The sequence below is a fragment of the Lysobacter sp. A421 genome (assembly GCF_054052145.1).
Genome location: NZ_JBSVRL010000001.1, coordinates 226,553 through 251,632 on the forward strand (window position 1 = coordinate 226,553; position 25,080 = coordinate 251,632).

Here is a 25,080-nt window from a genome sequence, read left to right on the forward strand (position 1 = left end):
TGACAATAGCCTACTTTCACCGTACCCCTTGGCGCGGCGCCGATGGTTCGCAGGGCAGGAGGACGATTGCAAGCACGATTGCCAGTTCAGTCACCCGCGTCACGACCGGTGCGGTGGGTAGCGGCCACGGTGCTCGCGCTGCTGTTGGCGGCCTGTGCAAACGAGCCGGACACGGAGCGTTCTGCATCAGCCGATCCGGAAGCCGCTGCCGGCCCGCGGGTGCCGGTCGTTACCATCAGCGATGACCAGCAAGTCTCGCCCGTACCCGCTTGGCAGGCACCGCCGGTCGAAGTGGATGCGGACAGTGCCGCCGACCTGAAAATAAGCGCGCAGCTGGCCTTGGAGCAGGGCAAATTGTTCGGCGACGCCAGCGATGCCATCCCGTCGTACCTGGCATTGCGTGATATCGCACCGGAGGATCCCGAGGTCCTGGCCGGATTGGAGCGCGCCCTGGAGGCCTTGCTGGCCCAGGGCAGCGCCGCACTGGGGGGAATCGATTCCGACCCGGCGCAGTTGCGTCATGCCCATCAGATCGCCGCGGTTGCCCGGGCGGTTGCGCCGACCGATGAGGGCGTGATCGAGTACCTGGAATTGCTGGATCGCGCCGACCAGGCTCGGCAAGCCAACCTGCGCGGCGAACGCGCGTTGAACCAGGATCGCGCGTTGGATCAGGGGCAAGACGGCCAGGACGGTGCGATCAGCTACTTCCGCCAGGCATTGGCGTTGCGCCCAGCGGATGCGCGTGCGAGGCAGGGGCTGGCCGCGGCCGAGAGCGGTTTGATCCACAAGGCCGAGCTGGCAGCCGGGGGTGACGACTACGCCACTGCCGAAACCTGGTTGGGACACGCCGCCCAGGTGCGCCCGGACATGGACACGGTGGAGCAGGCGCGCCAACGGATAGCGCGCCAGCGGGGCGCGCGGGTGGGCAACCTGCGCGACGAGGGCATTGCTGCGTTGTCGAAGGAGGACGGCCTCGACGTGGCGCGTGGCACGTTGGCAACGTTGCTGCGGATCGCACCGGCCGGCGACCCTGCGGCAATCGAGTTGCGCGAGCAAATCGAATTGGTGACGCATTACGGGCTGTTTCGGCCGGGGCAGGCGTTCACCGAAGCGCTTGAGCACGGCGGCCGTGGCCCGGAGATGGTGGTGATTCCGCATGGCGCCTTCCGCATGGGCGCCGGTGACAACGAGCCAGGCGCGAGCGAGTCGGAACTGCCAGTGCGCAGCATCCGTTTTGACCGCGGGTTGGCGGTATCGCGCAATGAAACCACCGTGGGCGAGTTTCGCCGGTTTGTCACTGCGACCGGCTATGAATCACGCGCCAGTCGACGGCAGGGCTCCACGGTGTACGACGAGCGCAGCGGCAACCTGGTGCGCCGAAGCCATGTGGACTGGCGCTCGGACTACACCGGCGCTCCGGCGGCCGATGACCAGCCCGTCGTGCATGTGAGTGCCAAGGACGCCGAAGCCTACGCCCGCTGGTTGTCGGAGCAGACCGGTCATCACTACCGGTTGCCGAGCGAGGCGGAGTTTGAATACATGTTGCGTGCCGGCAGCCAGACACGGTTTCCGTGGGGTGACGGTGCGCCGCCAGCCAACGCCGGGAACTTTACCGGCGGACTCGACAAATCACCTACCGGGCGTGGTTGGCGCAACGCCTTTGACGATTATGGCGACGGGTCGTGGGGGCCCGCGCGGGTTGGCTCGTATGTGGGCAATGCCTACGATCTTCACGACCTGGCCGGTAATGTCAGCGAATGGGTGGCCGATTGCTGGCATGACAGCTACCGACGCGCGCCGTCCGACGGCGGCGCGTGGATCAATCCAGGCTGCCGGGACCGGGTGGTGCGTGGCGGCTCGTGGGCAAGCTCGCCAAGCCAGACGCGGTCGGCGTGGCGGCTTGGCAGCGACGCCAATACCACCAACGCCCGGGTCGGCTTCCGGGTAGTGCGCGAGATCTGAACGTAACGAGTTCCGGGAAATAAGGAGCGTGGAATGAATATCGGTTCCCTTTTAGGTTCCCGACGCCGTGGAGCGCCGGCTGGCAAGCGTCGCGGCGGCGGCATCCGTTGGTGGATATTGTTGTTGTTCGCCGGCTACGCTGCCTGGCAGTGGTTCGGGAGTGCGCAGACCGACCCCTATACCGGCGAGACCGCGCACTATGGCGCCAGTTCGGCGGAAGAGTCGGAGCTTGGTGCCAACGCCTACCAGCAAGTGCTGGGTGACGCGCAGGCGCAAGGTGCGTTGCTGCCGGCGAGCGACCCGGTGAGCCAGCAGGTCCGCAGCATCGCCCAGCGGCTCGTGGCCAGGGTGCCGCAGGTTACCGCGGACCTGGCCGCCCAGCATCAGCAACCAGCCCCCACCTCATATCAGGATTTCCAGTGGGACGTGAGCGTCATCCAGTCCGACCAGGCCAACGCGTTCTGCCTGCCCGGCGGGAAAATGGCGGTCTATACCGGGCTGCTGCCGATCACCCGGACCGAGGACGCAATGGCGGTGGTGATGGGCCACGAAATTGCACACGCATTGTTGCGCCACGGCTCACAGCGCATGGCCCAGCAGAACCTGGTGCAATTGGGGCAGGTGGCCGCAGGCATGGCAGTGGGCGGGATGGACCCGCAACAACAACAAGCGGTGATGGCGGCGTTGGGGGCAGGGGCGCAGTACGGCCTGATCCTGCCGTACGGCCGCAGCCACGAAACCCAGGCGGACGAGGTCGGCCTGATGTTGGCGGCGGCGGCCTGCTATGACCCGCGTGCTGCGATACCGCTGTGGGAGCGGATGTCGCAACTGGGCGGCGGCGAACGTCCGCCAGAGTTCGCCTCGACCCATCCAGACCCCGCCAACCGCATCCAGACGCTGCAAGCCCTGATGCCGCAGGCTATTGGGTTCTATGAGAAATATTGCCAGGGGGCGGCCAGGTAACCGCAGCGCGCGGAGCTTGGCGGCGTCTAGGACTTGGACCTGGACTTGTCACCGGTCTTCTTGCCCGGTGGCGTCGGCGCTTGCCCGACGCTGCCGGACAGGTTCTGCTGGAATTCCTTCCATAGCGCCATGTTGCGCTCGGTCAGCTGGTTCATCATCGACCATGGCGTCTGCCCGACGGAGTTGCCGAGCTGTTTGCGCAACTGTTGCTGCTGCTCCAGGAAGGTCTGCATCGAGCGTTCCAGGTAATTGCCCATGAAGCCCTGCATCGAGTCACCGTAAAAGCGGATGACATGACTCAACAGCTGCGTGGAGAGTATCGGCTCGCCGTTCTGCTCATGCTCGGTAATGATCTGCAACAGCACCTGGCGGGTGAGGTCATCACCCGAACGCGCGTCACGCACCTCGAAATCCTCGCCATCGATGATCAGCTGCCGCACATCTTCGATCGTGATGTAGCTGGATATCTCGGTGTCGTAGAGCCGACGGTTGGGGTATTTCTTGATGACGCGATTGGAGGACATGGGACAATCGGACCGGAAGCCATGATGCTTTGCAGCATGGCCCAGCAGGTGAGGTCTTGCAACAAGGCCGGCCGGCGCTGCGACGTTACCAGCCCATGTATTGACCGCCGTTCGCGGACAGGTTGGCGCCGGTTATCCAGCCCGCCTCGTCAGGCATGAAGAAGCTCACCGCGTAGGCGATCTCATCGGGCGTGCCGAGACGTCCGGTGGGGATCTGGGCAATGATTTTCTCGCGCACTTCCTCGGGTACCGCCATCACCATGTCAGTGCCGATATAACCCGGCGAGACGGTATTGACGGTAATCCCGAACTTCGCGTTTTCCTGTGCCAGCGAGATGGTGAAGCCGTGCATGCCGGCCTTGGCGGCGGCGTAGTTCGCCTGCCCGTACTGGCCCTTCTGGCCATTGATCGAGCTGATCTGGACGATCCGGCCCCACCTGCGCGCGCGCATGCCTTCGATCACCGGCCGGGTGACGTTGAAACACGAGTTCAAGTTGGTGCAGATGACGTCGTTCCATTGCTGCGCCGTCATCTTGTGGAAGGTCGAGTCGCGGGTGATTCCGGCGTTGTTGATCAGGATGTCGACCGGGCCGAGCTGGCGCTCGACTTCCTGGATCAATGCGGCGGCCTGTTCCGGGCTGGACACGTCGCCCGGTGCCAGCGCGACGTCGATGCCCGCGTCTTTCATCTTGGCTTGCCAGGCAGCGCCACGGGCCTCATCGCGAAAGTTGGTCGCGACCTTGTGGCCCATGTTGACCAATCGCCTGACGATCGAGGTTCCAATGCCGCCGGTACCGCCGGTGACCAATGCGACGCGTGACTGCATGTCCTGTCTCTCCTCAATGGCGGGTGCAATCGGGATGGTGCTCCCTTGCTGGAAGAGTCTAGTAGGCAAGCATGAAACTTCTGTTGTGCAACGCAGCGCTAGTTGAATTCGTGATCCATTCTGGGTCCGGCCTTGGCCAGGAAGTGTCCCTGGGCGTAGTCGATACCCGCGCTGAACAACACCGTCATGCTGGCGGCATCCTCGACCATCTCGGCAATGGTCTGTTTTCCCGACTCACGGGCTTTGTCGGCAATCTCGCGGATGCGGCGCTGGGACTCCGGGTTCGCCGGGAGGTCCTCCATGAAGCTGGGATCGAACTTCAGCAATGCGGCGTCAAAATGACTCAACAGCTGGAACGAGTTCAGCCCGCTGCCGAACTGCTCCAGTCCCACCCGCACTCCCATCTTCGCGACCTGTTGCTGGAACACCTGGGCGGCTTTGAGGTGGGTGAACACCTTTGACTCGGATAACTGGAGCACCAGCAATTCACCGTCCACTGCGTGCCTGGCCAGCTGCTCCTGGATGTGCTGCAACAGGCTGTCGTCCTGCAGCGATACCTCGGTGATACGCACCAGCAAGGTGGTGCGCTGGCCGGCCTTGAGCTGCTGGGCAATGCTGGCGATCGCATTGGCGACCACCCAGCGGTCAATTTCCCACAGCAAGCCGTGCTCTTCTGCAATGTGCAGGAATGCCGGTGGCTGGATCAGCTCGTCGTGCTCACCGCGCATGCGCAAGTAGGTGTCGTACATCTGCCGGGGCTCGCCGTGCAGGCTCACCAGTGGCTGGTAATGCAGGACGAAGTTGTCACCATCAATGGCATCGCGGATGCGCTCGACCCAGGCCTCGATACGCTCCTGCTCGGCGCGGTCGACCGCACCGGGGTCGAAGATATCGACCCGGTTGCCGCCGACCCCGACATTCGATTGCACGGACTGGTGTGCCTTGCCCAGCACTTCGGTGACACTGGCGATCTTCTGCCCGATCTGGACCCCGCCGATACTGACGGTTGCGTTGAGCGATCGTTCCCGGGTCTCCAGCACATGGTTGGCGAATGCATTGCGCACCGATTCGGCCAGGGCCAGGGTCGCGTTGAAATCGCTTCCGCGGCGCAATACCGCCAACTGGTGTTCACCAAAGCGTGCGGCGATGTCGTTCTCGCTCAGCACGCCCTGCAGGCGCTGGGCGCAGGCGGCGATCAGGTCGTCGGCCGCATCCAGGCCGATGTCTTGCAGCAGGTGGGCGAAATGATCAGGTTCCACCAGCAGCAAGCCATGGCTGGTCGCGTTGCGCGCAGCATCGGCGACCGTGTCCTCCAGCTCCCGCAGGAAGGTCGCCCGGTTGAGCAAGCCGGTGGCGTTGTCGCGATGGCGCAGAGCTTCCATCTCCCGCACCAGTTCCGGATCCAGCTCCTGTCGGCGCAATACGACTTGCTGGCAGGTTTCCCCCTCGTAACTGGCGGGAGTGAACTCCATCACCGCCGGGAAGCTGCTGCCATCGCTGGCGCAGGCCTCGGTCTCATACCGCGGTGGTGCCGACTCGCCCTTGCCCAGTCGTTTCAGCAGCTGTTTGAACTCGTCGACGTGCTGTGGAGCAATCATGTCGAGCAGCGACATTCCCTCGATGTCCTCGAACGAGTCGAACCCGAACGTCTCCAGATAGGCATCGTTGGCGCGGATGTGCATGCCTTCGTGGATATAGGCGATGGGGTCGCGCGACGAGTCGATCAGGGCATCGCAGCGACGTTCGGTTTCGCGTACCTGCGATTCCAGCCGACGCAGGTCGCGGCGCGCTTCCAGGTCGGACCATTCACGGCGCACGACCGTCTCGATATGTGCCAGGCGGTTGCGCAGGGCGACTGCGCGCGCCCCCGTCGCGATGACATTGACCAGGCTGTCGCCGTCAATGGAGTCCAGCAACACCACCACCGGCAGGTCCTTGCCGGTGGCGTCGACCTGCGCCATCACCTGGGCCAGCGGAACGATATGCGCATCGTTGGCCACCAGGACCAGATCGTGGGGTTGATTGGCCAACAGGGCGGCGAAATCCGCTTCGTGTTCAGGACGGCTGGGGCGCACGGCAATACCACTGTTGCGCAAGCCGTTGGTAATGCCTTCGGCAGCCTCCACGCTGTCGTCGACGATCAGCAGCCTGAGCATCGTGTTCTTCACCGCCTGCATGTTGTCCCCTTGGTCCGGATGGATCGACGATTGCCGCGCAGCCACGCGGACCGTTGCATTGAAATCGGATGGTGCCCCGACCGTGGAAGTGCTGTCCGCAACCACGGCATTGTTGTCAGTTTGTACCAGCATGATGCCCCCCTTGCGCTGCCGGACGCGTGACTTGATGCCCATTGGTGGCTGGGCACCCGCGCCTGGCGAAGTGCCGCAACACGGGCTCGATCCGGTCAGCTTGTGACAGCTTATGCCAGAACCTGTCCCAAGCGTCCATGCATGCGCATCAGGTTGAGACGTCGGTTGCGGTCTACAACGGTCTTTTGCCGCTGTCGCCGGCGGTTTCACGGACCAGCCGCGGGACCAGGTAACCCGAGAGCCGGGCGCACAGTGCTGCGTGCAGTTCACGGGCCCGCTGGTCACTGACCTCGAAATGGGCCGCGCCCTGGACGCGATCCAGTTGGTGGAGGTAATACGGCAACACCCCAGCGGCAAACCCGCGCTCGCTCAGCGCGGCCAAGGCGTCGACCGAATCGTTCACCCCGCGCAACAGCACTGCCTGGTTGAGTACCGTGGCGCCGGTGTTGCGCATTCGAGCGACGGCGGCATCGACATCGGCATCGAATTCATTTGCGTGGTTGGCGTGAAGAACCACCGCGACCGGCCAGGGCAGGGTGCACAGCCAGTCCTGTAGCGCCTGGTCGACACGCTCCGGCAGCACCACCGGCAGCCGGGTGTGTATCCGCAGGCGCTTGATATGGGCGATGTCGGTGAGCGCGGTGGTGAGTTCGGCGAGTTTTGCACTCGACAGCGACAGCGGGTCGCCACCCGACAGGATCACCTCGTCGATCGTGGGGTCGGCGCGAATCAGCGCGACCGCCTCGGACCAGCCACCGGCCGCGGCGGTCTCCTGCGCATACGGGAAATGGCGCCGGAAGCAATAGCGGCAATTGATGGCGCAGCTGCCGGTGCTGACCAGCAAGGCGCGCCCGCGATACTTCCGGATCACCCCGCTGCCGGCCTTGGCCGCCCCGTCACCCACCGCATCCAGGCTGAAGCCTGGGCTTGGCTGCATTTCCGCATCCAGCGGCAGGACCTGGCGAAGCAGGGGGTCGTGCGGGTCGCCGTGGCGCATACGGGCGACGAACCCACGCGGCACGCGCAGCGCGAACTGGCTCGCGGCGGCGTCGGAGATGCCCATTGCGGCGGGATCCAGGCCGAGCAGGTCGAGCAGCTCGCGCGGGTCGCGCACCGCGTCGCGCCACAGCTGCTGCCAGCGAGGTGGTCGCGAAGGGGCTGGCTGCATGGCGATGGGGGCTGCGGGTATCATTCGGTTCCAGTTTCGCTTGTGACCGGCGTGACCGGAGACAGCCAGATATTCTAGCGGCCCGCGGCACAGCACGGGCCGCGCCATCATTGCCATCTACAGCGCAGGAGTTTCAGCATGGCCTCTTACGGCATGAACGACGTAAAAAACGGGATGAAGATCATGGTCAACAATGACCCGTGCGTCATCGTCGATACCGAGTACGTCAAGCCGGGCAAGGGCCAGGCATTCACCCGGGTGAAGTACCGCAGCATCAAGTCCGGCCGCGTGCAGGAAGTCACCATGAAGGCGACCGACTCGCTCGAGGCCGCCGACGTGATGGATACCGACATGCAGTTCCTGTATGCCGACGGCGAGCATTGGCACTTCATGGACCCGACCAACTTCGAGCAGGTCCAGGCCGACAAGAACGGCGTCGGCGACGCCGCCAAGTGGTTGAAGGGCGAAGAGGATTGCATCGTGACCCTGCTCAGCGGCACGCCGATCTTCGTGACCCCGCCGAACTTCGTCGAGCTGAAGATCGCCGAGACCGACCCCGGCGTGCGCGGCGATACCTCGGGCGGCGGTGGCAAGCCGGCCACCCTGGAGACCGGCGCAGTCGTGCGCGTGCCGCTGTTTGTCGGCCAGGACGAGATCATCAAGGTGGACACCCGCTCCGGCGAGTACGTCAGCCGCGTCAAATGACCAGGTAAACAAGAGAACCCATGCACACTGACATCCCGGCCCAGCCCTGCGACCTGTTGATCGAAGCCGGTTGGGTCGTACCGATCCAGCCGCACGGCGTTGTTCTTGAAGACCACGCCGTCGCTGTGACGGACGGCGTCATCATGGCAGTCTTGCCGACAGCCGAGGCCCGCACGCGTTACAGCCCGAAGGAAACCGTCTCGCGCCCCGACGCGGTGCTGATGCCGGGCCTGGTCAATGCCCACACCCACAACCCGATGACGCTGTTGCGCGGTGTTGCCGACGACCTGCCCCTGATGGAGTGGCTGCAAGACCACATCTGGCCGATCGAGGCCGAGGTGATCGGCCCCGAGTTCGTGGCGGACGGCGTGACCCTGGCCATTGCCGAGATGTTGCGTGGCGGCACCACCTGCGCCAACGATAACTACTTCTTCCCCGACGTCCAGGCCGTGGTCTACAAGCAACATGGTTTCCGGGCCCGGGTCGGCTTGCCGGTCATCGACTTCCCCACGCCTTGGGCGGCCAGTGACGATGAGTACTTTGACCGTGCCGGGGAGGTCCACGACCAGTGGCGCAATGACCCACTGGTGTCGATGGCATTCGTCCCGCACGCGCCGTACACCGTCTCCGATGCCAGCTTCGAGCGGATCCGGATGCTGTCCGACCAGCTCGACATCCCGGTCCACCTGCATTGCCACGAGACCGCGCACGAGGTCGCCGAGTCGCAACTGAAGTACGGTCAGCGTCCGCTGGCGCGGCTGGACCGGCTTGGGCTGGTCAATGACCGCCTGATTGCGGTGCACATGACCGACTTGCTCGACGAGGAGATCGCGCTGTGTGCCGCGCGCGGCGTCAGCGTGGTGCATTGCCCGGAATCCAACCTCAAGCTGGCGTCCGGCTTTTGTCCGATCGGCAAGCTGGAGCAGGCCGGCGTCAATATTGCGATCGGCACCGATGGTGCGGCCAGCAACAACGACCTGGACATGTTCGGCGAGACCCGCACGGCAGCCCAGATGGCCAAGGCCGTGGCCGGCGATGCCGCAGCCTTCAGTGCCCCCAGTGCGTTGCGCGCCGCGACCCTGGGCAGCGCGAAGGCCATGGGGCTGGATACGCAGATCGGATCGATCGAGATCGGCAAGCAGGCCGACCTGGTGTGCGTCGACATGAGTCAGATCGAGAGCCAGCCGCTGTTCAACGTGGTCTCGCAACTGGTTTACGCCACCGGCCGGCATCAGGTGACCGACGTGTGGATCGGCGGCAAACCAAAACTGCGTCAACGCGAGCTGGTCGGGCTTGATGCGGCGGCGCTGATCGCCAATGCAAGACAATGGCGTCAACGGATCTCCGCGATCCATCCTTGAGCCGCCACGATCCTGGAACCGAATCCGATGACTGCACCATCCGCCACGCCCAATGACAACTTCCACCAGACCGAGCTGGACAAGTTCGGTGCGCTGGCCAACCGCTGGTGGGACCCGCAGGGCCCGCAAAAGGCGCTGCATGCGCTGAATCCGGCTCGCCTGGGTTATGTCGCTGCGCGTCGTCCACTGGCGGGCGCCGACATGCTGGATGTGGGGTGTGGTGGCGGCTTGCTCAGCGAAGCGCTGGCACGCGAGGGCGCGCGGGTGACGGCGATCGATCTGGCGCCGGAGCTGGTCAAGGTTGCCCGGTTGCACGGGCTGGAGAGCGGCGTGGAGGTCGACTACCGGGTGCAGTCGGTCGAATCACTGGCAGTTGAAATGCCGGCGCGGTTCGACGCGGTGACCTGCATGGAGATGCTGGAGCACGTACCCGACCCGGGCGCGATCATCCAGGCCTGTGCGAGCCTGCTCAAACCGGGTGGTCGCCTGTTCGTGTCCACGCTCAACCGGACCCCGGCCGCGTTTGCGTTGGCGATCGTCGGGGCCGAATACGTCGCCCGTCTGCTGCCCAAGGGCACCCACCGCTACCGTGACTTCATCAAGCCGTCCGAGCTGGGCGCCTGGTTGCGTGAGGCGGGGCTGCAACTGGAGGATGTCAGCGGCTTGATGTATGAGCCGTGGCGCAACGCAGCGCGGGTGGTGAAGCGCACGGATATCAACTACCTGGCCTGCGCACGCAAACCCGAATGACCGCAAAATTTCCCCGGACCGTCCTGTTCGACCTTGACGGCACGTTGCTTGACAGTGCGCCGGACATGCTGGCGGCGATCAACGCGATGCGCGTCGAGCGGAGTTTGCCGCCGATGCCCATGGACGGCTTGCGCCCGCACGTATCAAAAGGCGCACGTGCGATGGCCGCCGCCGCGTTTCCCGATGTCGACCCGGCGCAGCGCGAGACATGGATTCCGGCTTTCCTGGATCACTATCAGCGCCAGCTCGGCCGTCACGGCCAACCGTTCGAGGGAATCGAGGCGATGCTGGCGAAGCTGGAATCGGCGGGCAGTAGCTGGGGCATCGTCACCAACAAGCCCGAGTACCTGGCTGCCCAGTTGATTCCGTTATTGGGGTGGCAGGACCGTTGCGCGGTGTTGATTGGTGGCGACACGCTGCCGGCGCGCAAGCCCGATCCCTTGCCGCTGGTCACTGCTGCGCAGCGCATGGGCATTGCCCCGGCCGATTGCGTGTATGTCGGCGACGACGAACGCGACATCATCGCGGCGCGCGCCGCCGGCATGCCTTCGGTGGTGGCGTTATGGGGCTATCGGCTGCCCGGTGATGATCCTGCGGCCTGGCGGGGCGACGTGATGGTCGCGTCACCGGAGCAGTTGTGGGAAGCGTCTGCATGGCCGTCGACGTCATCCCCATCGACATCAGGGTCATCGAGGTCATGAGCATCAAGGGCGCTCCGGACGCGAAACGGCCCGTCGCCGACGAAGGCGAGGCCCAGACACTGGACAATTTCATCGGGAAATGGCGAGCTCGCTGGCCCGAATGGAGTGTCGCTGAGGTTTTCGTGACGCGTTCCGAACGCGAGTGCGCGCTGGCCTGGGCCACGCTCCAACAAGAACTGACCGATGCCGCATGGGGCGGCAGCGACCCGCGGCCAGGCGCTGCCAAACTGTCCTGGTGGCAGGAAGAGCTGGTTGGCTGGGGCCGTGGCGCGCGTCGGCATCCGCTGGGCGTGGTGTTGCAGCGCTACCCGGCGCCATGGGACGGTTTGGCGGCTGAACTGCCAGCGCTGGCCAATAGCCGCGACCGGCCCGTCAGCATCGACGAAGCGTTCGGCGGGTTGTCATCGGTCGCCAATGCGATCGCCAACATCGATGCGGCGCTGTTTGCCGTCGCCGGCAATGAGGGCGATGGGGAGGTGGTGATGGCAACCCTGCTGCACGCCCGTTTTGCGCAGCCCGGTGATGCCCACGTACCACTGGACATGCTGGCCCTGGCGGGTGCTGGCGACCCGCGGGCGGCATGGGCGAACGAGCTGGCCAGGCGATGGCCGGACCACCTCGCCGCGAGCCGTTGCCGGCGCCTGTGGGCAGGATTGGCGAAAGCGCGCCTGCAGGCGTCTGATCCCGACCGGCCGCTATCGCCCTGGGCGACGTTGTGGCTGGCTTGGAACGCGGCACGCCACTGAGTCGATTCGGCGTTATGCTCGGAGCATACGCAGGCTAGGGGGGCGGAATGGGGTTTTGCTGGGGTCAGCGCTATCGCAGGGCAGCATGGCTGGGTCTGGCCATGGCCTGTCTGTTTGCGTTGTTGTCGCTCGCCTCGGGCGGCTCCGGGGCCGCTGCACCGACATTGAATCCCGACATCCGGTCAGGTTTGGCATCGGTGACGGTCGCCCGGCTGGACGCCGATCCGACGGCCATGCAAGTCAGCGCCGGCGAGAGGGATGACGATTTTGTCACCCTTCCCGACGACATCATCCATGCGTCAGAGCGATCGCCGCGCTGGTGGCGGGTGACGGTGGACCGCGTCGCTCCCGGATTGTCTGCAGCCGGCATGTTCGATGCACCGCTTTTGGTGATGCGATCGCCGTACATGACACGTGTCGAGGTCTGGCGGCCGGGACACACCACACCGTCGATCCATGCGCGGGTGGGGCCGGAAGCCGACCTGGGTTACTCGACCCGGGCGCTGGTGTTTCCCCTGACGGACGGGGTGATGGCCGGGGATTCAATCTACCTGCGGGTCCACGCTCCCGCGACGGTCTCGATGCCGGTCTCGATAGATACGCTGAGTGCGGTCCACGAGGCCGACCTGGTCCACGTGGCATGGCGGACGGCGCTGCTGGGCAGCCTGATGCTGTTGGCGGTACTCGCATTGGGGCTGTGGATCGGCATTGGTGAGCGCAGTTACGCCTACCTGTTGTTGACGCTGCTTGCGCAAGCTGCTTATTTTGCGACTTCCGGCGGGGAGATCCGCCTGCTCCCAAGCCTGGCCGCGTTACTCGGTCACGACCCCCGGATTCCGCGGCTGTTTGCCGTCGTTGCGGTTTTGTCCAGCCTGGTCTTCGTTGGCAGGTATCTGGATCTGCGCGTGCGCCAGCCTGTGATGCAGCAATTGCTTGCACTGTGCGGCGCGTTGTTCGGCGCACTGGCACTGGCCGCACTGGCCAACGCCGCCAGCTGGATCGCCACGACCATCAATCTGGCCTTGCTGTTGGCGACTGGGCTGGTATGGATTGCCACCGTGGTCGGCTGCCTGCGCCGCTATCGGCCGGCCTATGTGTTGTTGCTGTCGATATTGCCGATGACAACCTTGATGCTGTTTGAGGTCGGCACGATGGCCGACCTTTGGCCAGCGCCGCCCTGGTTGGATCACGTGTTTCCGATGACGATTGCGATGTCCGGGCTGATCATCCTGATCGGGCTCAGCGATACCATGCAGCAGTTGCGGCGCGATCGTGACCATGCCAGCCAGTTGGCGGGGTTTGATGCATTGACCGGTGCAATGTCGCGCCAGGCGATAGAAACGCGATTGTGGACTTGCGTCTCGGAGTCGCGCAGCAATGGCTTTCCCCTGTCGGTGTTGTTCCTGGATGTCGATAATTTCAAGCAGATCAATGACGGATTTGGGCACGGTGTCGGCGACACTTGCCTGAAGGTCATCGTCCTGCGTATCCGCAATCGCTTGCGTACCTACGACCTGCTCGGCCGCTGGGGCGGTGACGAATTACTTGTAGTGCTGCCCAACACCCGTTTGGCTGAGGCGGTGGGCGTTGCCGAGAACCTGCGGTCGGCGGTCAGTTCAAGGGCGCTGTCGATCGACGGCCAATTGCTCGACGCCACCCTCAGTCTGGGCGTGGTCGAGCTTGTCGGGGACGAGAACGCTGAACAGCTGCTGGAGCGCGCGGATGCTGCGCTGTACGCGAGCAAGTCCGCCGGCCGTAACCGGGTGACCGGCAGCCGGTCGTTGCATGTGGCGCGAACGACGTCATCGTGAGCAACACGAAACTGGTTGGCACGCAACGGCCTGCACAACCAGTGCAGCGATCATTTGCCCCGGTCGAGAACCAGTAGCGGGTCGATCCGCACGTCCAGCCAGTTCATCCCCCAGTGCAGGTGTGGCCCGGTGGCGCGCCCGGTCGCGCCGACGGCGCCAATGACCTGGCCCTGCTCGATCATGTCGCCGGTCGAGACATCCATGCGCGACAGATGCAGGAAGTTGGAGCTGATGCCGTGGCCATGATCCAGCACGATGGTGCCGCCGGTCAGGTACAGGTCGTCGCTGAACGAAATCACGCCGGCGGCCGGCGCCTTGACCGGCGTGCCGCTGGCAACGGCGATGTCCATGCCCGAATGGGCCGAGCCGGGCGTTCCGTTGTAGATGCGCTGGTTGCCGAACCGGCCGCTGATCCGCCCGCGAACCGGCCAGATGAACTCTTGCGCGAAGCCGGTGCGTGCGTCGTCGCGGGTCCGCGCCGCGGCGACGGCGGCCTGTTCGCGGGCAATGCGCTTGGCGATTGCGGGCGGAGGTGTGACCGTCTTGCCGGGCACACCGTTGACGCGCTCGGTCGGGAAGTCACGCGGTGTGATGGTGATGCTGACCGATTGCTGCCGACCATTGGCTCCTGACACCTGCAGGATTACGGGGCCGGTCTCGTCACGGGCGATACCGAATGCAACCGTTCCGTAGGACGTGACCCGCAGGTCACGGCCGGCGTAATGGACGGTGCTGCCGGAGGGCACTTTGCCAATGACCAGAGAGCCCTGGGGAACGGAACCGGGGAACACGACGCGGCGATCGGCCTGCACCGCTTCCACTGCTGGCAGCCGGGTGTCCTGCGATGAACCGGCGGCGCAGGCTGGCCTTGTCGTGCTTCCGGCACCGACAATAAACGCCAGCGCAACCACCAGTGGCATTGCCCTCATCGATCAAAAACCAGGCGCTGGCCGTTGGCGGCGCCCACCAGCTGGCTGCCGTCCCATGCGAGCACGCCATTGACCCAGGTCGATGCAATCCGGGTATGGAAAGTGCGGCCCTCGAACGGCGACCAGCCGCATTTTGACAACACGTCTTCACGCCGAACAGTGAGCGGCTTGTCATCGATCAGGACCAGGTCGGCAGCGTAGCCTTCGCGCAGGAAGCCACGACCCTTGACGTCGAACAGCTGCGCCGGCGCATGGGCGAATTTCTGCACCACCTGGGCGGTGCTCAGGTGACCCTCGTGGACCAGTTCCAACGCCGCATTGAGTGCGTACTGGACCAGCGGCAGGCCACTGGGCGCCTTGGTATAGGGCCGTTGCTTCTCTTCCAGCAGGTGCGGCGCGTGATCGGTGGCGAGCACATCGATGACATCGTCGGCAAGGGCGCGGACCAGTGCCTCGCGGTCTGCCGGGTCCTTGATCGCCGGGTTGCACTTGATCAGGTGGCCGAGCTGGGCATAGTCATTGCGGTCAAAGCGCAGGAAGTGGATGCAGGTCTCGGCGGTGATCTGCTTGCGACTGCCGTCGGCGCGGACGAGTGGGCCGGCCTCGAACAGCGCCAGTTCATCGGCAGTCGAGATGTGCAGAACATGCAACCGGGTGCCATGCCGGCGTGCCAGCGAGATCGCCAGCTGGGTCGACTTCATGCACGCCTCGCGTGAGCGGATGTCGGGATGGCACTCGGGCGGGATGTCGTCGCCGTACTTCGCCTTGTAGACGGCGGTGGCGGCCTCGATCATGGGCGTATCTTCGCAGTGGGTGATGATCGGTGTGGGCACGTCGCGGAATACCGCGTCCAGCACCACCGGATCGTCCACCAGCATGTTGCCGGTGGACGCGCCCATGAACACCTTGACCCCGGGCGCACTCAGCGGATCCAGACGCTGGATGGCCTCCAGGTTGGTGGTGCTGGTGCCCATGTAGAAGCCATAGTTGCCGCGTACCCTGCCGGCCGCACGCTGGTACTTGTTCTCCAGTGCTGCTGCATCCAGGGTCGGCGGGCTGGTGTTGGGCATGTCCATGAAGCTGGTCAGTCCACCGGCAACCGCGGCGCCGGATTCAATTTCCATGTCGGCCTTGTACTCCAGGCCCGGCTCACGGAAGTGGACCTGGTCGTCGATCATGCCAGGCAGCAAGCGGCGACCGTTTGCGTCGATCATGGTCTCGTTGGTCCGGCCGGAAAGGCCACTGCCGATCTGGGTGATCCGTCCCTCCTCGAAGCGCAGGTCGCCCTCGAATTCACGGCCCTCGTTGACGAGACGGGCATTGACGATAAGCGTTGATGGCGCGGTCATGGGGATCCTTTTGGGCGAGTTGTCGGGGACGAGTCAGCGCGCGGGCGGCACCGGGTCGTTGCCGCCCGGATGCAGCGGGTGGCACCGTAGTATCCGCTTCAATGCAAGCCAGCTGCCCTTGAAGGCGCCAAACCGGGCGATGGCCTGTATCGCGTACTCCGAGCACGTGGGATGAAACCGGCAACGCGGTCCCAACAGCGGGCTGACCCAGCGTTTGTAGCCTCGCAGCAAGGCGATGAGCAGACGGTCGATCACGGTTTCTCGAATACGGGCACGAACGACGGATGGAGGGTAGGATGGGCCGGATCCGTGCCCGACCCGGTCGGGGTCGAAGGCAGTTTGCCATCAGACCCCGCGTAAACCTGAAACACCTTGTTTGTGACGAGGTTGCCGCAGGTGCCGGAGCAGGGTATAACAGCGCGCTTTCCCGTCACAAGGGAATCAACATCAAGGACAGTTGCTCGTGGCAATGAAAAAAACCGCGACGAAGGTCGCCAAAAGCAGTAAAAAGGCCGTCAAAACAGTCGCCGTGAAAAAATCCGCGGCGGTGAAAAAAGGCGTTGTCAAGAAGGCTGTGGCAGTGAAGAAGCCGGCTGCCAAGAAGGCCGCGGCGGTGAAGAAACCAGTCGCCAAGAAGACCGCGACGGTGAAGAAGCTGGTCGCCAAGAAGGCTGCGGCGGTGAAGAAACCGGTCGTCAAGAAAGCCGCGACGGTGAAGACGCCGGCCGCCAAGAAGGTTGCGGCAGTGAAGAAGCCAGTCGCCAAGACGGTGGCTGTAGAAAAATCCAGGGCGCCGGTCGCGAAGAAGACGGCAGAATCGCCGGCACCCCGTTCAGCCGTGCCGGTCAGGCGACGGCTGGGCAAGGTGGCCGTCGCCGTTGCGGCCAAGTCGCAAACCCCCACCCCCCGAGGTAAAGTCAAAGTCGTGCCATATAAAACAGAAAAAGGCAGTGGCCGTCCGATCGTCCCCAAGGGCTATACGCCCAGTGACGACGAGGAGTACATGAGTCCCTTGCAGCTGGAATACTTCCGTCAGCGTCTATTGCAGTGGCGGGAAGACCTGGTTGAGGAGTCCAAGCAGACCATCGAAAACCTGAAGGACGAAGTCCGGGATGTCGGTGACGAGGCTGAACGAGCCACCCGCGAAACCGAAAACTCCCTGGAACTGCGTACCCGCGACCGCTATCGCAAGCTGATCAGCAAGATCGACAGTACGTTGAAGCGTGTCGACTCGGGCGAGTACGGTTTTTGCGCCGACACCGGCGAGGAGATCGGGTTGGAGCGCATGGATGCCCGGCTTACCGCCGAGCGGACGCTTGATGCACAGGAGCGTTGGGAGCACTTGCGCAAGCAAATGGGCGACTGAGCCACTGGATTGATCCAAGGAAAAACCCCGCCAATGCGGGGTTTTTTATTTCAGCGTGGATGGCATGTGCAGCCAGCCTGACCTGTGCACGTCAACGCTCCGGCTCGCCGCCAAGTTGCGCCGTGGCCTGCGCCTGGATGAAGCCAAGCAACGCGGCCAGGCCATTGCTCCGAGTGGGCGAAAGGTGCTTGGCCAGGCCGATGTCGGTGATGTAGCTGGCCCCGGTCCCTGCGATCTCGGCCGCACTGCGGCCCGAGTAGACCCGCAGCGCCAGGTAGACCAGGCCGGAGACGATGGCTGAATCGCTGATGGCGTGGAAATCCAGCTTGTCGGCATCGCCTTGGGCGACGATCCAGACCAACGACTGACAGCCATGCAGGCGGTGTTCTTCGGTCTTCCACTCCACTGGCAGGTCCGGCAGCTTGCGGCCCAGGTCAATCAGGTACTGATAGCGTTGCGACCAGTCGTCAAAGAATGCGAACTCGTCACGGATGGCGTCTTGAGCCTCGGTGGTAGTGGGTTCAAGCGGGAACGGTGTGGCAATCACGGCATCAATCCTGGTGGCGGCTACTGTTGTCGCGGCGCCAGCGTACGCCCGCCGGGGTGTCTTCCAGCAGTATTCCATCGCCTGCGAGCCGGTCGCGGATGGCGTCGGCACGGGCGAAGTCCCGGGCCTGTTTGGCCGCGCCGCGCTCATCGACCAACGCCTGGATACGCGCATCGTCGCCGTCGTCATCGGCGTTACCGGCGAACCAGCTTTGGGGGTCTTGCTGCAACAGCCCCAGGGCCAGGCCGGCACCCAGCAACTCGCCCTTGAGCCGGGCCCTGTCGTCGACCGCTACCGCCTTGCGTGCCTGGCCGGCGATCCGGGCGAGTTCGGCCAGCGCCTGCGGGGTGTTGAGGTCGTCGTCGAGGATGGCCTCCAGACTCGCCGGGATCGTGGCCGTCGCCTCGGTATCGGCCAGCGCACGCAGCGTCCCATACAGCCGGTCGAGCGTCCGCACGCTTTGCTCGATCAAGCCGTCCGACCAGTCCAGCGGTTGCCGGTAGTGCGCCGACAGCAACGCGTAACGCAGGGCTTCCGGTGGGTGGGCGAGAACCAGGTCGTGGATCTTCTCGATGTTGCCCAGTGACTTGGACATCTTGCTGCCACCAAAATTCAGCATCCCGTTGTGCAGCCACCACCGGGCGAACGGCTTGCCGCCATGGGCGCATTCGCTTTGGGCGATCTCGTTTTCATGGTGCGGGAACTGCAGGTCGACGCCGCCGGCATGGATATCGATCGTCTCGCCCAGGTGTGCGGCCGCCATCGCGGAGCACTCGATGTGCCAGCCGGGGCGACCGTAACTCCATGGCGACTCCCAGCCGGGCAGCGCCTGGCCCGGCGCTGATTCAGAATCTGACCCCGCGCCCGCGCCCGGGCCCGGGCCCGCGCCGTTGCCGGAGGGCTTCCACAGCACGAAGTCGCCCGGATCGCGTTTGTAGGGGGCAACCTCGACCCGCGCGCCGGCCAGCATGTCCTCGGTGTGGCGGCGCGACAGCTTGCCGTAGCCGTCGAAACTGGCGACGGAAAACAGCACGTGGCCCTCGGCGGCGTAGGCATGGCCGGAGTCGATCAGTTGCCCGATCATCGTGATGATCTCGCCGATGTGGGCGGTTGCTTCGGGCTCGATGTCCGGCGGCGCGACGCCCAGCGCCGCCATGTCGTCACGGTAGGCGGCCGAGAACCGATCGGTGATGACCGAGATCGGCACACCCTGGGCGTTTGCCGCGGCGTTGATCTTGTCGTCTACGTCGGTGATGTTGCGCGCGTAGGCCAACGCGCCGTAGCGCCGACGCAGCAACTGGGCCAGTACGCCGAACACCACCGGGCCGCGGGCGTTGCCGATGTGGACGTAGTTGTAGACCGTCGGGCCGCACACATACATCGTCGGGCGGGCAGAATCGAGCGGCGTGAACGGCTCTACCCGTCGGCTCAGGCTGTTGTAGAGGTGCAGGCTCATGGGGACAGGTCAATGGCGTTGCTCCATTCTAGCCTGCGCAGCTACCGGCCCGCGCGGAAGGTGCCGCACGACAGCATTGATTCAGCCGGCTGCCCTGATGGGCGAATACACTTGTCTCCTTGTGTTCTTCGAGTCCAGCGACACGATGAAGCGTTTGCGCCTTTCACTGACGATCCTGCTGTGTGCCTTGGTGATGGGTTCGGCGTGGGCGCAGGACACCACGGTGATCCAGGCCGAGAACGTCCGTTTCGCCTATGCCCAGGTGCTGCGGGTAACCCCGATCTACCAGACCCTGACCGCTACCAGCGTCGAGGAGCAATGCGTGCCGACCCCAGCGGATGAGGCTGACGGCGAGTCGCGCTTGGCGCGCGTGGTGGGGGCGGTCAAGGATGCGCTCAGCCGGCAGCCGACGGAGACGCGGGATGAAATGGCCGCGGCGGATTGCGAGGCGGTGTCCGTCGAGCGCGAATTCCGTCGCCCGATCGCCTACGACGTCGACTATGTGTACAAGGGCTCGAAATACCGCTCGCGCTTGCCCGATGATCCGGGTAACCGGTTGCGGATCCGGATCGGGGTGACTCCGGTGGTGTCAGGCTCGCGCAGTCAGTGACGGATGCTTGCTCCGCTGGCCGACACGTGCCAGCATGCCCTCCATCAATGAACCAGCTTCGCGCCCCTGCTGACATCCTGACTTCTGCCTACATGGCGGCGGGGATGACCTCGCGCGCGCGCCGACCGTTGTTGCCCACTGACCTGGCTGGGTAGCCGCTCGCACGCACGCCGCATCCGGCGTAACACGAAAAAGCCCAGCCTCCGAGCTGGGCTTTTTGTTTTTCTCTCCCACGGATCCCTCAGTCATGCCCATCAAGCACTTCCTCAACACCCAGGACTGGTCACGCCCCGAGCTCGATGCGCTGCTTGTGCAGGCGGCCGGGTTCAAGGCCGGCAAACCCGGCGGTCAGCTGCGCGGCCGGCCTTTGGAGGGCAAGTCGATCGCACTGGTGTTCTTCAACCCCTCGATGCGCACCCGGACCAGCTTCGAGCTGGGTGCATTCCAGCTCGGCGGTCATGCGGTGGTGCTGCAGCCGGGCAAGGACGCCTGGCCGATCGAGTTCGACCTGGGCACGGTGATGGATGGCGATACCGAGGAGCACATCGCCGAGGTCGCGCAAGTGCTGGGCCGCTACGTGGACCTGATTGGCGTGCGCGCGTTTCCGAAATTCGTCGACTGGTCGCTGGACCGCCAGGATCGGGTGCTCAGGAGTTTCGCGAAGTACTCCCCGGTGCCGGTGATCAACATGGAGACCATCACCCATCCGTGTCAGGAGCTGGCGCACGTGATGGCGCTGCAGGAGCATTTCGGCACGACCGACCCCGGATCGAGTCCGGGGCAGGTTCTGCGTGGCAAGAAGTTCGTGCTGACCTGGACCTACCATCCCAAGCCGCTCAACACCGCGGTCGCCAACTCGGCGCTGACCATCGCCACCCGGATGGGTATGGACGTGACGCTGCTGTGCCCGACGCCGGAGTACGTGCTGGACGAGCGTTACATGGGCTGGGCCGGACACAACGTGGCCGAGAGCGGCGGCTCGCTGGCGGTCAGCCACGACATCGAAAGCGCCTATGCCGGTGCCGACGTGGTCTACGCCAAGAGCTGGGGCGCGCTGCCGTACTTCGGTAACTGGGCGCCGGAAAAACCCATTCGCGACCGGTACCAGCACTTCATCGTCGACGAGGCGAAGATGGCGCTGACCAACGGCGCCGTCTTCAGCCACTGCCTGCCGTTGCGCCGCAACGTCAAGGCGACCGACGCGGTGATGGACTCGCCGCGGTGCATCGCCATCAACGAAGCCGAGAACCGCCTGCATGTCCAAAAATCCATCATGACCACCCTCATCAACCAACCGTAGGGCGGGTCTTGACCCGTCCTGCCTCGCCACGAGACAAACCATGACCGACAAGAACATCGTCCTCGCGTTTTCCGGGGGACTCGACACCAGTTTCTGCGTGCCGTACCTGCAAGAGCATGGTTACGCCGTGCACACCGTATTCGGCGATACCGGCGGCGTGGACGACGACGAGCGCGCCTTCATCGAGCAACGTGCGGCCGAACTGGGCGTCGCGTCCCACGTCACGGTTGATGGTGGCCCGGCGATCTGGGACGGATTTGTCAAACCGTTTGTATGGGCGGGCGAGGGCTACCAGGGGCAGTACCCGCTGCTGGTCTCGGATCGCTACCTGATCGTCGAGGCCACGCTGGCGCGCGCCGCCGAGCTGGGCACGCGTGTGATCGCGCACGGCTGCACCGGCATGGGCAACGACCAGGTCCGCTTCGATTTGGCGGTCAAGTCGCTGGGCGATTACGAGATCGTCGCGCCGATCCGCGAGATCCAGAAACAGCACACCCAGGTCCGCGCCTACGAGCAGGCCTATCTGGAGCAGCGCGGCTTTGGCGTGCGCGCCAAGCAGCAGGCCTACACCATCAACGAGAACCTGCTCGGTCTGACCATGTCCGGCGGCGAGATCGATCGATGGCAGGCCCCGGGCGAGGGCGCGACCGGCTGGTGCAAGCCGCGCGACGAGTGGCCGAACCAGCCATTGCGGGTGACGCTCGGCTTCGAGAACGGCGAGGCGGTCACGCTCGACGGTGAGAAGATCGCCGGGCACGTGATGCTCGCCAGGCTCAACGCCTTGTTCGCGCAATACGGCGTCGGCCGCGGTCTGTATACCGGCGACACCACCATCGGCCTGAAGGGCCGGATCATCTTCGAGGCGCCGGGCCTGACCGCGTTGCTGGTCGCCCACCGTGCGCTGGAAGAGGCGGTGCTGAGCAAGCAGCAGAACCGCTTCAAGCCCGAGGTCGCGCGCAAGTGGGTCGAACTGGTCTACGAGGGTTTCTTCCATGACCCGCTGAAGACCGACCTGGAGGCGTTCCTGGCTTCCAGCCAGTCGACCGTCAACGGCACGGTCGTACTGGAGACCCACGGTGGCATCGTCGACGCGGTCGCGATCGACTCAAAGCACATCCTCAACGCCAAGGGCGCGACCTACGCGCAGGCTGCCGACTGGGGCGTCGCCGAGGCCGAGGGCTTCATCAAGCTGTTCGGCATGAGCAGCACGCTGTGGGCGGAGGTCAATCGGAAGTGAGCCTGCTCCCCGACATCCTCCGCCACCTCGAAGCTCTGGTGTCATTCGACACCCGTAATCCGCCGCGCCGGATCGGCAGCGATGGCATCTTCGACTACCTGCGCGCACAACTGCCCGATTTCCGCATCGACGTCACCGATCACGGCGACGGCGCGGTGTCGATGCTGGCGGTGCGCGGCAACCCGCGCAGGCTGTTCAACGTCCACCTGGATACGGTGCCGGACTCACCGGCATGGACCGCAGATCCGCACGTTTTGCGTGTCACCGACGACCGCGCGATCGGTCTGGGTGCCTGCGACATCAAGGGCGCGGCGGCCGGCCTGCTGGCTGCCGCCGCTGTGACCAGGGGTGACGCCGCCTTCCTGTTCGGCACCGACGAGGAGGCCAACGACGCGCGCTGCATCCCGGCCTTCCTCGCCAGCGCACATGGCTTTACCGAGGCGGTCGTGGCCGAGCCCACCGGTTGCGAGGCGGTGTTGGCCCATCGCGGTATCAGCTCGGTGCTGATGCGGTTCCGCGGCAGTGCCGGCCATGCCTCCGGCGCCAACGCGATGGACGCCAGCGCGTTGCACCAGACGATGCGTTGGGGCAATCGTGCGCTGGACCTGGTCGAGGCGGAGTCGCATCAGCGCTTCGGTGGCCTGACCGGGTTGCGCTTCAACATCGGCAGGGTCGAGGGTGGGATCAAGGCCAACATGATCGCGCCCAGCGCCGAGGTCCGGTTCGGCTTCCGGCCGCTGCCGTCGATGTCGATCGACGGGCTGCATGCGCGTTTCGGCAGCCTGGTCGAGGCCGGGGCGGTTGAGCGTTACGAGGAAACCTTCCGTGGCCCGTCGCTGCCATCGGGCGCGGCTTCTATCGAGGGTGTTGCGACGGCCGAGGACCAGCGCCTGCAAGCGCGCGACCTTGCCGAGGCGCTCGACCTGCCGATCGGCAACGCGGTCGATTTCTGGACCGAGGCCTCGCTGTTTTCGGCCGCCGGCCTGACCGCGATGGTCTATGGGCCGGGCGATATCGCCCAGGCGCATACGGCCGACGAGTGGGTGGCGCTGGAGCAACTGCAACGCTACGTCGAATCCGTCGCGCGCATTCTTGACGCCAACATCCCATGACCATTCCCCCCACCTCCCACGACATCCAGACCCGCCAGACCATCGTGCGGCTGCTCTCCAGCATGGCCAGCGCGAAGGAGATCAGCCAGTACCTCAAGCGCTTCTCGCAGCTCGATGCGGCGCGCTTCGCGGTGGTCAAGGTTGGCGGCGCGGTGCTGCGCGACGACCTCGATGCGCTGACCTCGTCGCTGGCGTTCCTGCAGGACGTTGGCCTGACCCCGATCGTCGTCCACGGCGCCGGCCCGCAGCTGGACGAGGCGATGGCCGCCGCCGGCATCGAGAAGCAGACCGTCAACGGCCTGCGCGTCACCTCGCCGGAGGCGTTGGCGGTGGTGCGTCGCGTCTTCCACAGTCAGAACCTCAAACTGGTTGAAGCATTGCAGCGCGGCGACGCACGCGCGACCTCGATCGTGTCGGGTGTGTTCGAAGCCGACTACCTCGACCGCGACACCTACGGGTTGGTGGGCGAAGTCAAGCGGGTCGACCTGGCGCCGATCCAGGCCAGCCTGCAGGCCGGCTCGATCCCGGTGATCGCCAGCCTCGGCGAGACCGACGGCGGCCAGATCGTCAACATCAACGCCGACTTCGCCGCCAACGAACTGGTGCAGGTACTGCAGCCGTACAAGATCGTGTTCCTGACCGGCACCGGCGGCCTGCTCGACGAGCGCGGCCGGGTGATCGATTCGATCAACCTGTCGACCGAGTACGAGCACCTGCTCGCGCAGCCGTGGGTCAACGGCGGCATGCGGGTCAAGATCGAGCAGATCAAGCAGTTGCTCGACCGCCTCCCGTTGTCGTCATCGGTGTCGATCACCAAGCCGGCGGAGCTCGCGAAGGAATTGTTCACCCACAAGGGCTCGGGCACGCTGGTCCGGCGTGGCGAGCGGGTGTTGCAGGTCGATGCCTGGGACGCACTGGACCTGCCGCGCCTGCGCACGCTGATCGAATCCGCGTTCGGCCGCCGGCTGGCGCCGGACTATTTCGAGCGTACCGCGCTGCACCGCGCCTACGTCAGCGAGAACTACCGCGCCGCGATCATCCTCACAGACGTCGATGGCCACGCCTACCTCGACAAGTTCGCGGTGCTCGACGAAGCGCAGGGCGAGGGTCTCGGTCGCGCCGTCTGGCTGGTGATGCGCGAGCAGAATCCGCGGCTGTTCTGGCGCTCACGCCACGGCAACCCGGTCAATGCGTTCTATTACGCCGAGGCCGATGGCCACTACAAGCAGGAGCAGTGGAAGGTGTTCTGGTACGGACTTGATGATCTCGACGACGTCGCCCGCTGCGTCGCCCACTGCCGCGATCGCGCGCCGACCCTGCTTGAACCCCTGGAGGCCGCATGAGCATC

23 protein-coding genes are annotated in these 25,080 nt (G+C 65.0%); 14 read left to right on the forward strand and 9 right to left on the reverse strand.

Going from position 1 to position 25,080, the window contains the following annotated elements:
* Positions 1 to 108 precede the first annotated feature (108 nt).
* Positions 109 to 1,962 (forward strand): SUMF1/EgtB/PvdO family nonheme iron enzyme, encoded by a 1,854-nt coding sequence (locus ACW7G6_RS01065; RefSeq protein WP_456997371.1) that lies wholly within the window; start codon positions 109 to 111, stop codon positions 1,960 to 1,962.
* 33 nt (positions 1,963 to 1,995) lie between these two features.
* Positions 1,996 to 2,925: a M48 family metallopeptidase gene (locus ACW7G6_RS01070; RefSeq protein WP_456997372.1), complete on the forward strand. Its 930-nt coding sequence runs from the start codon at positions 1,996 to 1,998 to the stop codon at positions 2,923 to 2,925.
* A 26-nt stretch (positions 2,926 to 2,951) separates the two neighbouring features.
* On the opposite strand, the gene phaR is transcribed toward ACW7G6_RS01070, so the two are convergent.
* The 4 genes from phaR to epmB form a co-directional block, all read right to left on the reverse strand.
* Positions 2,952 to 3,449, reverse strand: a complete 498-nt coding sequence (phaR, locus tag ACW7G6_RS01075) for a polyhydroxyalkanoate synthesis repressor PhaR (RefSeq protein WP_456979045.1) — start codon at positions 3,447 to 3,449, stop codon at positions 2,952 to 2,954.
* A gap of 85 nt (positions 3,450 to 3,534) precedes the next feature.
* Positions 3,535 to 4,275 carry an acetoacetyl-CoA reductase gene (phbB, locus tag ACW7G6_RS01080; RefSeq protein WP_456979046.1) on the reverse strand — a complete coding sequence of 247 codons (741 nt, stop codon included), beginning with the start codon at positions 4,273 to 4,275 and terminating at the stop codon, positions 3,535 to 3,537.
* A gap of 98 nt (positions 4,276 to 4,373) precedes the next feature.
* Positions 4,374 to 6,452, reverse strand: a complete 2,079-nt coding sequence (locus ACW7G6_RS01085) for an EAL domain-containing response regulator (protein ID WP_456979862.1) — start codon at positions 6,450 to 6,452, stop codon at positions 4,374 to 4,376.
* 304 nt (positions 6,453 to 6,756) lie between these two features.
* Positions 6,757 to 7,776 carry an EF-P beta-lysylation protein EpmB gene (gene epmB, locus ACW7G6_RS01090; RefSeq protein ID WP_456979047.1) on the reverse strand — a complete coding sequence of 340 codons (1,020 nt, stop codon included), beginning with the start codon at positions 7,774 to 7,776 and terminating at the stop codon, positions 6,757 to 6,759.
* 114 nt (positions 7,777 to 7,890) lie between these two features.
* Here epmB and efp point away from each other — a divergent pair, with 114 nt between their 5' ends.
* The 6 genes from efp to ACW7G6_RS01120 all read left to right on the forward strand — a co-directional run bounded on the left by efp (position 7,891) and on the right by ACW7G6_RS01120 (position 13,826).
* Entirely contained in the window at positions 7,891 to 8,457 is a 567-nt protein-coding gene (gene efp / locus ACW7G6_RS01095) for an elongation factor P (protein ID WP_456979048.1), read from the forward strand.
* Between the two features lie 20 nt (positions 8,458 to 8,477).
* A complete protein-coding gene (locus ACW7G6_RS01100; protein WP_456997373.1) occupies positions 8,478 to 9,818 on the forward strand; it encodes a TRZ/ATZ family hydrolase in 1,341 nt (446 codons plus the stop codon).
* Between the two features lie 27 nt (positions 9,819 to 9,845).
* Positions 9,846 to 10,568: a bifunctional 2-polyprenyl-6-hydroxyphenol methylase/3-demethylubiquinol 3-O-methyltransferase UbiG gene (ubiG, locus tag ACW7G6_RS01105; protein WP_456979050.1), complete on the forward strand. Its 723-nt coding sequence runs from the start codon at positions 9,846 to 9,848 to the stop codon at positions 10,566 to 10,568.
* Positions 10,565 to 11,269 carry a phosphoglycolate phosphatase gene (locus ACW7G6_RS01110; RefSeq protein WP_456979051.1) on the forward strand — a complete coding sequence of 235 codons (705 nt, stop codon included), beginning with the start codon at positions 10,565 to 10,567 and terminating at the stop codon, positions 11,267 to 11,269. Before ubiG ends, ACW7G6_RS01110 begins: the two co-directional genes overlap by 4 nt.
* A complete protein-coding gene (locus ACW7G6_RS01115; protein ID WP_456979052.1) occupies positions 11,221 to 12,015 on the forward strand; it encodes a phytoene/squalene synthase family protein in 795 nt (264 codons plus the stop codon). The genes ACW7G6_RS01110 and ACW7G6_RS01115 overlap by 49 nt, the downstream gene beginning before the upstream one ends.
* Before the next feature lie 101 nt (positions 12,016 to 12,116).
* A complete protein-coding gene (locus ACW7G6_RS01120) occupies positions 12,117 to 13,826 on the forward strand; it encodes a diguanylate cyclase (protein WP_456979053.1) in 1,710 nt (569 codons plus the stop codon).
* 50 nt (positions 13,827 to 13,876) lie between these two features.
* Here ACW7G6_RS01120 and ACW7G6_RS01125 read toward each other — a convergent pair whose 3' ends face one another.
* The 3 genes from ACW7G6_RS01125 to yidD all read right to left on the reverse strand — a co-directional run bounded on the left by ACW7G6_RS01125 (position 13,877) and on the right by yidD (position 16,359).
* On the reverse strand, positions 13,877 to 14,656 hold the full coding sequence (locus ACW7G6_RS01125) for a M23 family metallopeptidase (RefSeq protein WP_456979863.1): 780 nt from the start codon (positions 14,654 to 14,656) through the stop codon (positions 13,877 to 13,879).
* 95 nt (positions 14,657 to 14,751) lie between these two features.
* A complete protein-coding gene (locus ACW7G6_RS01130) occupies positions 14,752 to 16,104 on the reverse strand; it encodes a dihydroorotase (protein ID WP_456979054.1) in 1,353 nt (450 codons plus the stop codon).
* A 33-nt stretch (positions 16,105 to 16,137) separates the two neighbouring features.
* Positions 16,138 to 16,359, reverse strand: a complete 222-nt coding sequence (gene yidD / locus ACW7G6_RS01135; RefSeq protein WP_456979055.1) for a membrane protein insertion efficiency factor YidD — start codon at positions 16,357 to 16,359, stop codon at positions 16,138 to 16,140.
* A gap of 208 nt (positions 16,360 to 16,567) precedes the next feature.
* On the opposite strand from yidD, the gene dksA reads away from it, so the two are divergent.
* A complete protein-coding gene (gene dksA / locus ACW7G6_RS01140) occupies positions 16,568 to 17,470 on the forward strand; it encodes an RNA polymerase-binding protein DksA (RefSeq protein ID WP_456979056.1) in 903 nt (300 codons plus the stop codon).
* A 91-nt stretch (positions 17,471 to 17,561) separates the two neighbouring features.
* On the opposite strand, the gene ACW7G6_RS01145 is transcribed toward dksA, so the two are convergent.
* Both ACW7G6_RS01145 and cysS read right to left on the reverse strand, forming a co-directional pair.
* Positions 17,562 to 18,017: a SufE family protein gene (locus ACW7G6_RS01145; protein WP_456979057.1), complete on the reverse strand. Its 456-nt coding sequence runs from the start codon at positions 18,015 to 18,017 to the stop codon at positions 17,562 to 17,564.
* 4 nt (positions 18,018 to 18,021) lie between these two features.
* Positions 18,022 to 19,473 carry a cysteine--tRNA ligase gene (cysS, locus tag ACW7G6_RS01150; protein ID WP_456979058.1) on the reverse strand — a complete coding sequence of 484 codons (1,452 nt, stop codon included), beginning with the start codon at positions 19,471 to 19,473 and terminating at the stop codon, positions 18,022 to 18,024.
* A 193-nt stretch (positions 19,474 to 19,666) separates the two neighbouring features.
* Here cysS and ACW7G6_RS01155 point away from each other — a divergent pair, with 193 nt between their 5' ends.
* The 5 genes from ACW7G6_RS01155 to ACW7G6_RS01175 all read left to right on the forward strand — a co-directional run bounded on the left by ACW7G6_RS01155 (position 19,667) and on the right by ACW7G6_RS01175 (position 25,075).
* Positions 19,667 to 20,083, forward strand: a complete 417-nt coding sequence (locus ACW7G6_RS01155; protein ID WP_456979864.1) for a hypothetical protein — start codon at positions 19,667 to 19,669, stop codon at positions 20,081 to 20,083.
* Positions 20,084 to 20,330: 247 nt separating this feature from the next.
* Positions 20,331 to 21,383 carry an N-acetylornithine carbamoyltransferase gene (locus tag ACW7G6_RS01160; protein WP_456979059.1) on the forward strand — a complete coding sequence of 351 codons (1,053 nt, stop codon included), beginning with the start codon at positions 20,331 to 20,333 and terminating at the stop codon, positions 21,381 to 21,383.
* A gap of 40 nt (positions 21,384 to 21,423) precedes the next feature.
* Entirely contained in the window at positions 21,424 to 22,620 is a 1,197-nt protein-coding gene (locus tag ACW7G6_RS01165) for an argininosuccinate synthase (RefSeq protein WP_456979060.1), read from the forward strand.
* Positions 22,617 to 23,732, forward strand: a complete 1,116-nt coding sequence (locus tag ACW7G6_RS01170) for an acetylornithine deacetylase (protein ID WP_456979061.1) — start codon at positions 22,617 to 22,619, stop codon at positions 23,730 to 23,732. Before ACW7G6_RS01165 ends, ACW7G6_RS01170 begins: the two co-directional genes overlap by 4 nt.
* Positions 23,729 to 25,075, forward strand: coding sequence for an acetylglutamate kinase (locus tag ACW7G6_RS01175; RefSeq protein WP_456979062.1), 1,347 nt, complete (start codon positions 23,729 to 23,731; stop codon positions 25,073 to 25,075). Before ACW7G6_RS01170 ends, ACW7G6_RS01175 begins: the two co-directional genes overlap by 4 nt.
* The last annotated feature ends 5 nt before the right edge of the window (positions 25,076 to 25,080 follow it).

Coding starts and splice junctions, on each gene's coding strand:
- ACW7G6_RS01070 (WP_456997372.1), top strand. CDS start 1,996: ATGAATATCGGTTCCCTTTTAGGTTCCCGACGCCGTGGAGCGCCGGCT.
- phaR (WP_456979045.1), bottom strand. CDS start 3,449: ATGTCCTCCAATCGCGTCATCAAGAAATACCCCAACCGTCGGCTCTAC.
- phbB (WP_456979046.1), bottom strand. CDS start 4,275: ATGCAGTCACGCGTCGCATTGGTCACCGGCGGTACCGGCGGCATTGGA.
- ACW7G6_RS01085 (WP_456979862.1), bottom strand. CDS start 6,452: ATGCAGGCGGTGAAGAACACGATGCTCAGGCTGCTGATCGTCGACGAC.
- epmB (WP_456979047.1), bottom strand. CDS start 7,776: ATGATACCCGCAGCCCCCATCGCCATGCAGCCAGCCCCTTCGCGACCA.
- efp (WP_456979048.1), top strand. CDS start 7,891: ATGGCCTCTTACGGCATGAACGACGTAAAAAACGGGATGAAGATCATG.
- ACW7G6_RS01100 (WP_456997373.1), top strand. CDS start 8,478: ATGCACACTGACATCCCGGCCCAGCCCTGCGACCTGTTGATCGAAGCC.
- ubiG (WP_456979050.1), top strand. CDS start 9,846: ATGACTGCACCATCCGCCACGCCCAATGACAACTTCCACCAGACCGAG.
- ACW7G6_RS01110 (WP_456979051.1), top strand. CDS start 10,565: ATGACCGCAAAATTTCCCCGGACCGTCCTGTTCGACCTTGACGGCACG.
- ACW7G6_RS01115 (WP_456979052.1), top strand. CDS start 11,221: ATGGCCGTCGACGTCATCCCCATCGACATCAGGGTCATCGAGGTCATG.
- ACW7G6_RS01120 (WP_456979053.1), top strand. CDS start 12,117: ATGGCCTGTCTGTTTGCGTTGTTGTCGCTCGCCTCGGGCGGCTCCGGG.
- ACW7G6_RS01130 (WP_456979054.1), bottom strand. CDS start 16,104: ATGACCGCGCCATCAACGCTTATCGTCAATGCCCGTCTCGTCAACGAG.
- cysS (WP_456979058.1), bottom strand. CDS start 19,473: ATGAGCCTGCACCTCTACAACAGCCTGAGCCGACGGGTAGAGCCGTTC.
- ACW7G6_RS01155 (WP_456979864.1), top strand. CDS start 19,667: ATGGGTTCGGCGTGGGCGCAGGACACCACGGTGATCCAGGCCGAGAAC.
- ACW7G6_RS01160 (WP_456979059.1), top strand. CDS start 20,331: ATGCCCATCAAGCACTTCCTCAACACCCAGGACTGGTCACGCCCCGAG.
- ACW7G6_RS01165 (WP_456979060.1), top strand. CDS start 21,424: ATGACCGACAAGAACATCGTCCTCGCGTTTTCCGGGGGACTCGACACC.
- ACW7G6_RS01175 (WP_456979062.1), top strand. CDS start 23,729: ATGACCATTCCCCCCACCTCCCACGACATCCAGACCCGCCAGACCATC.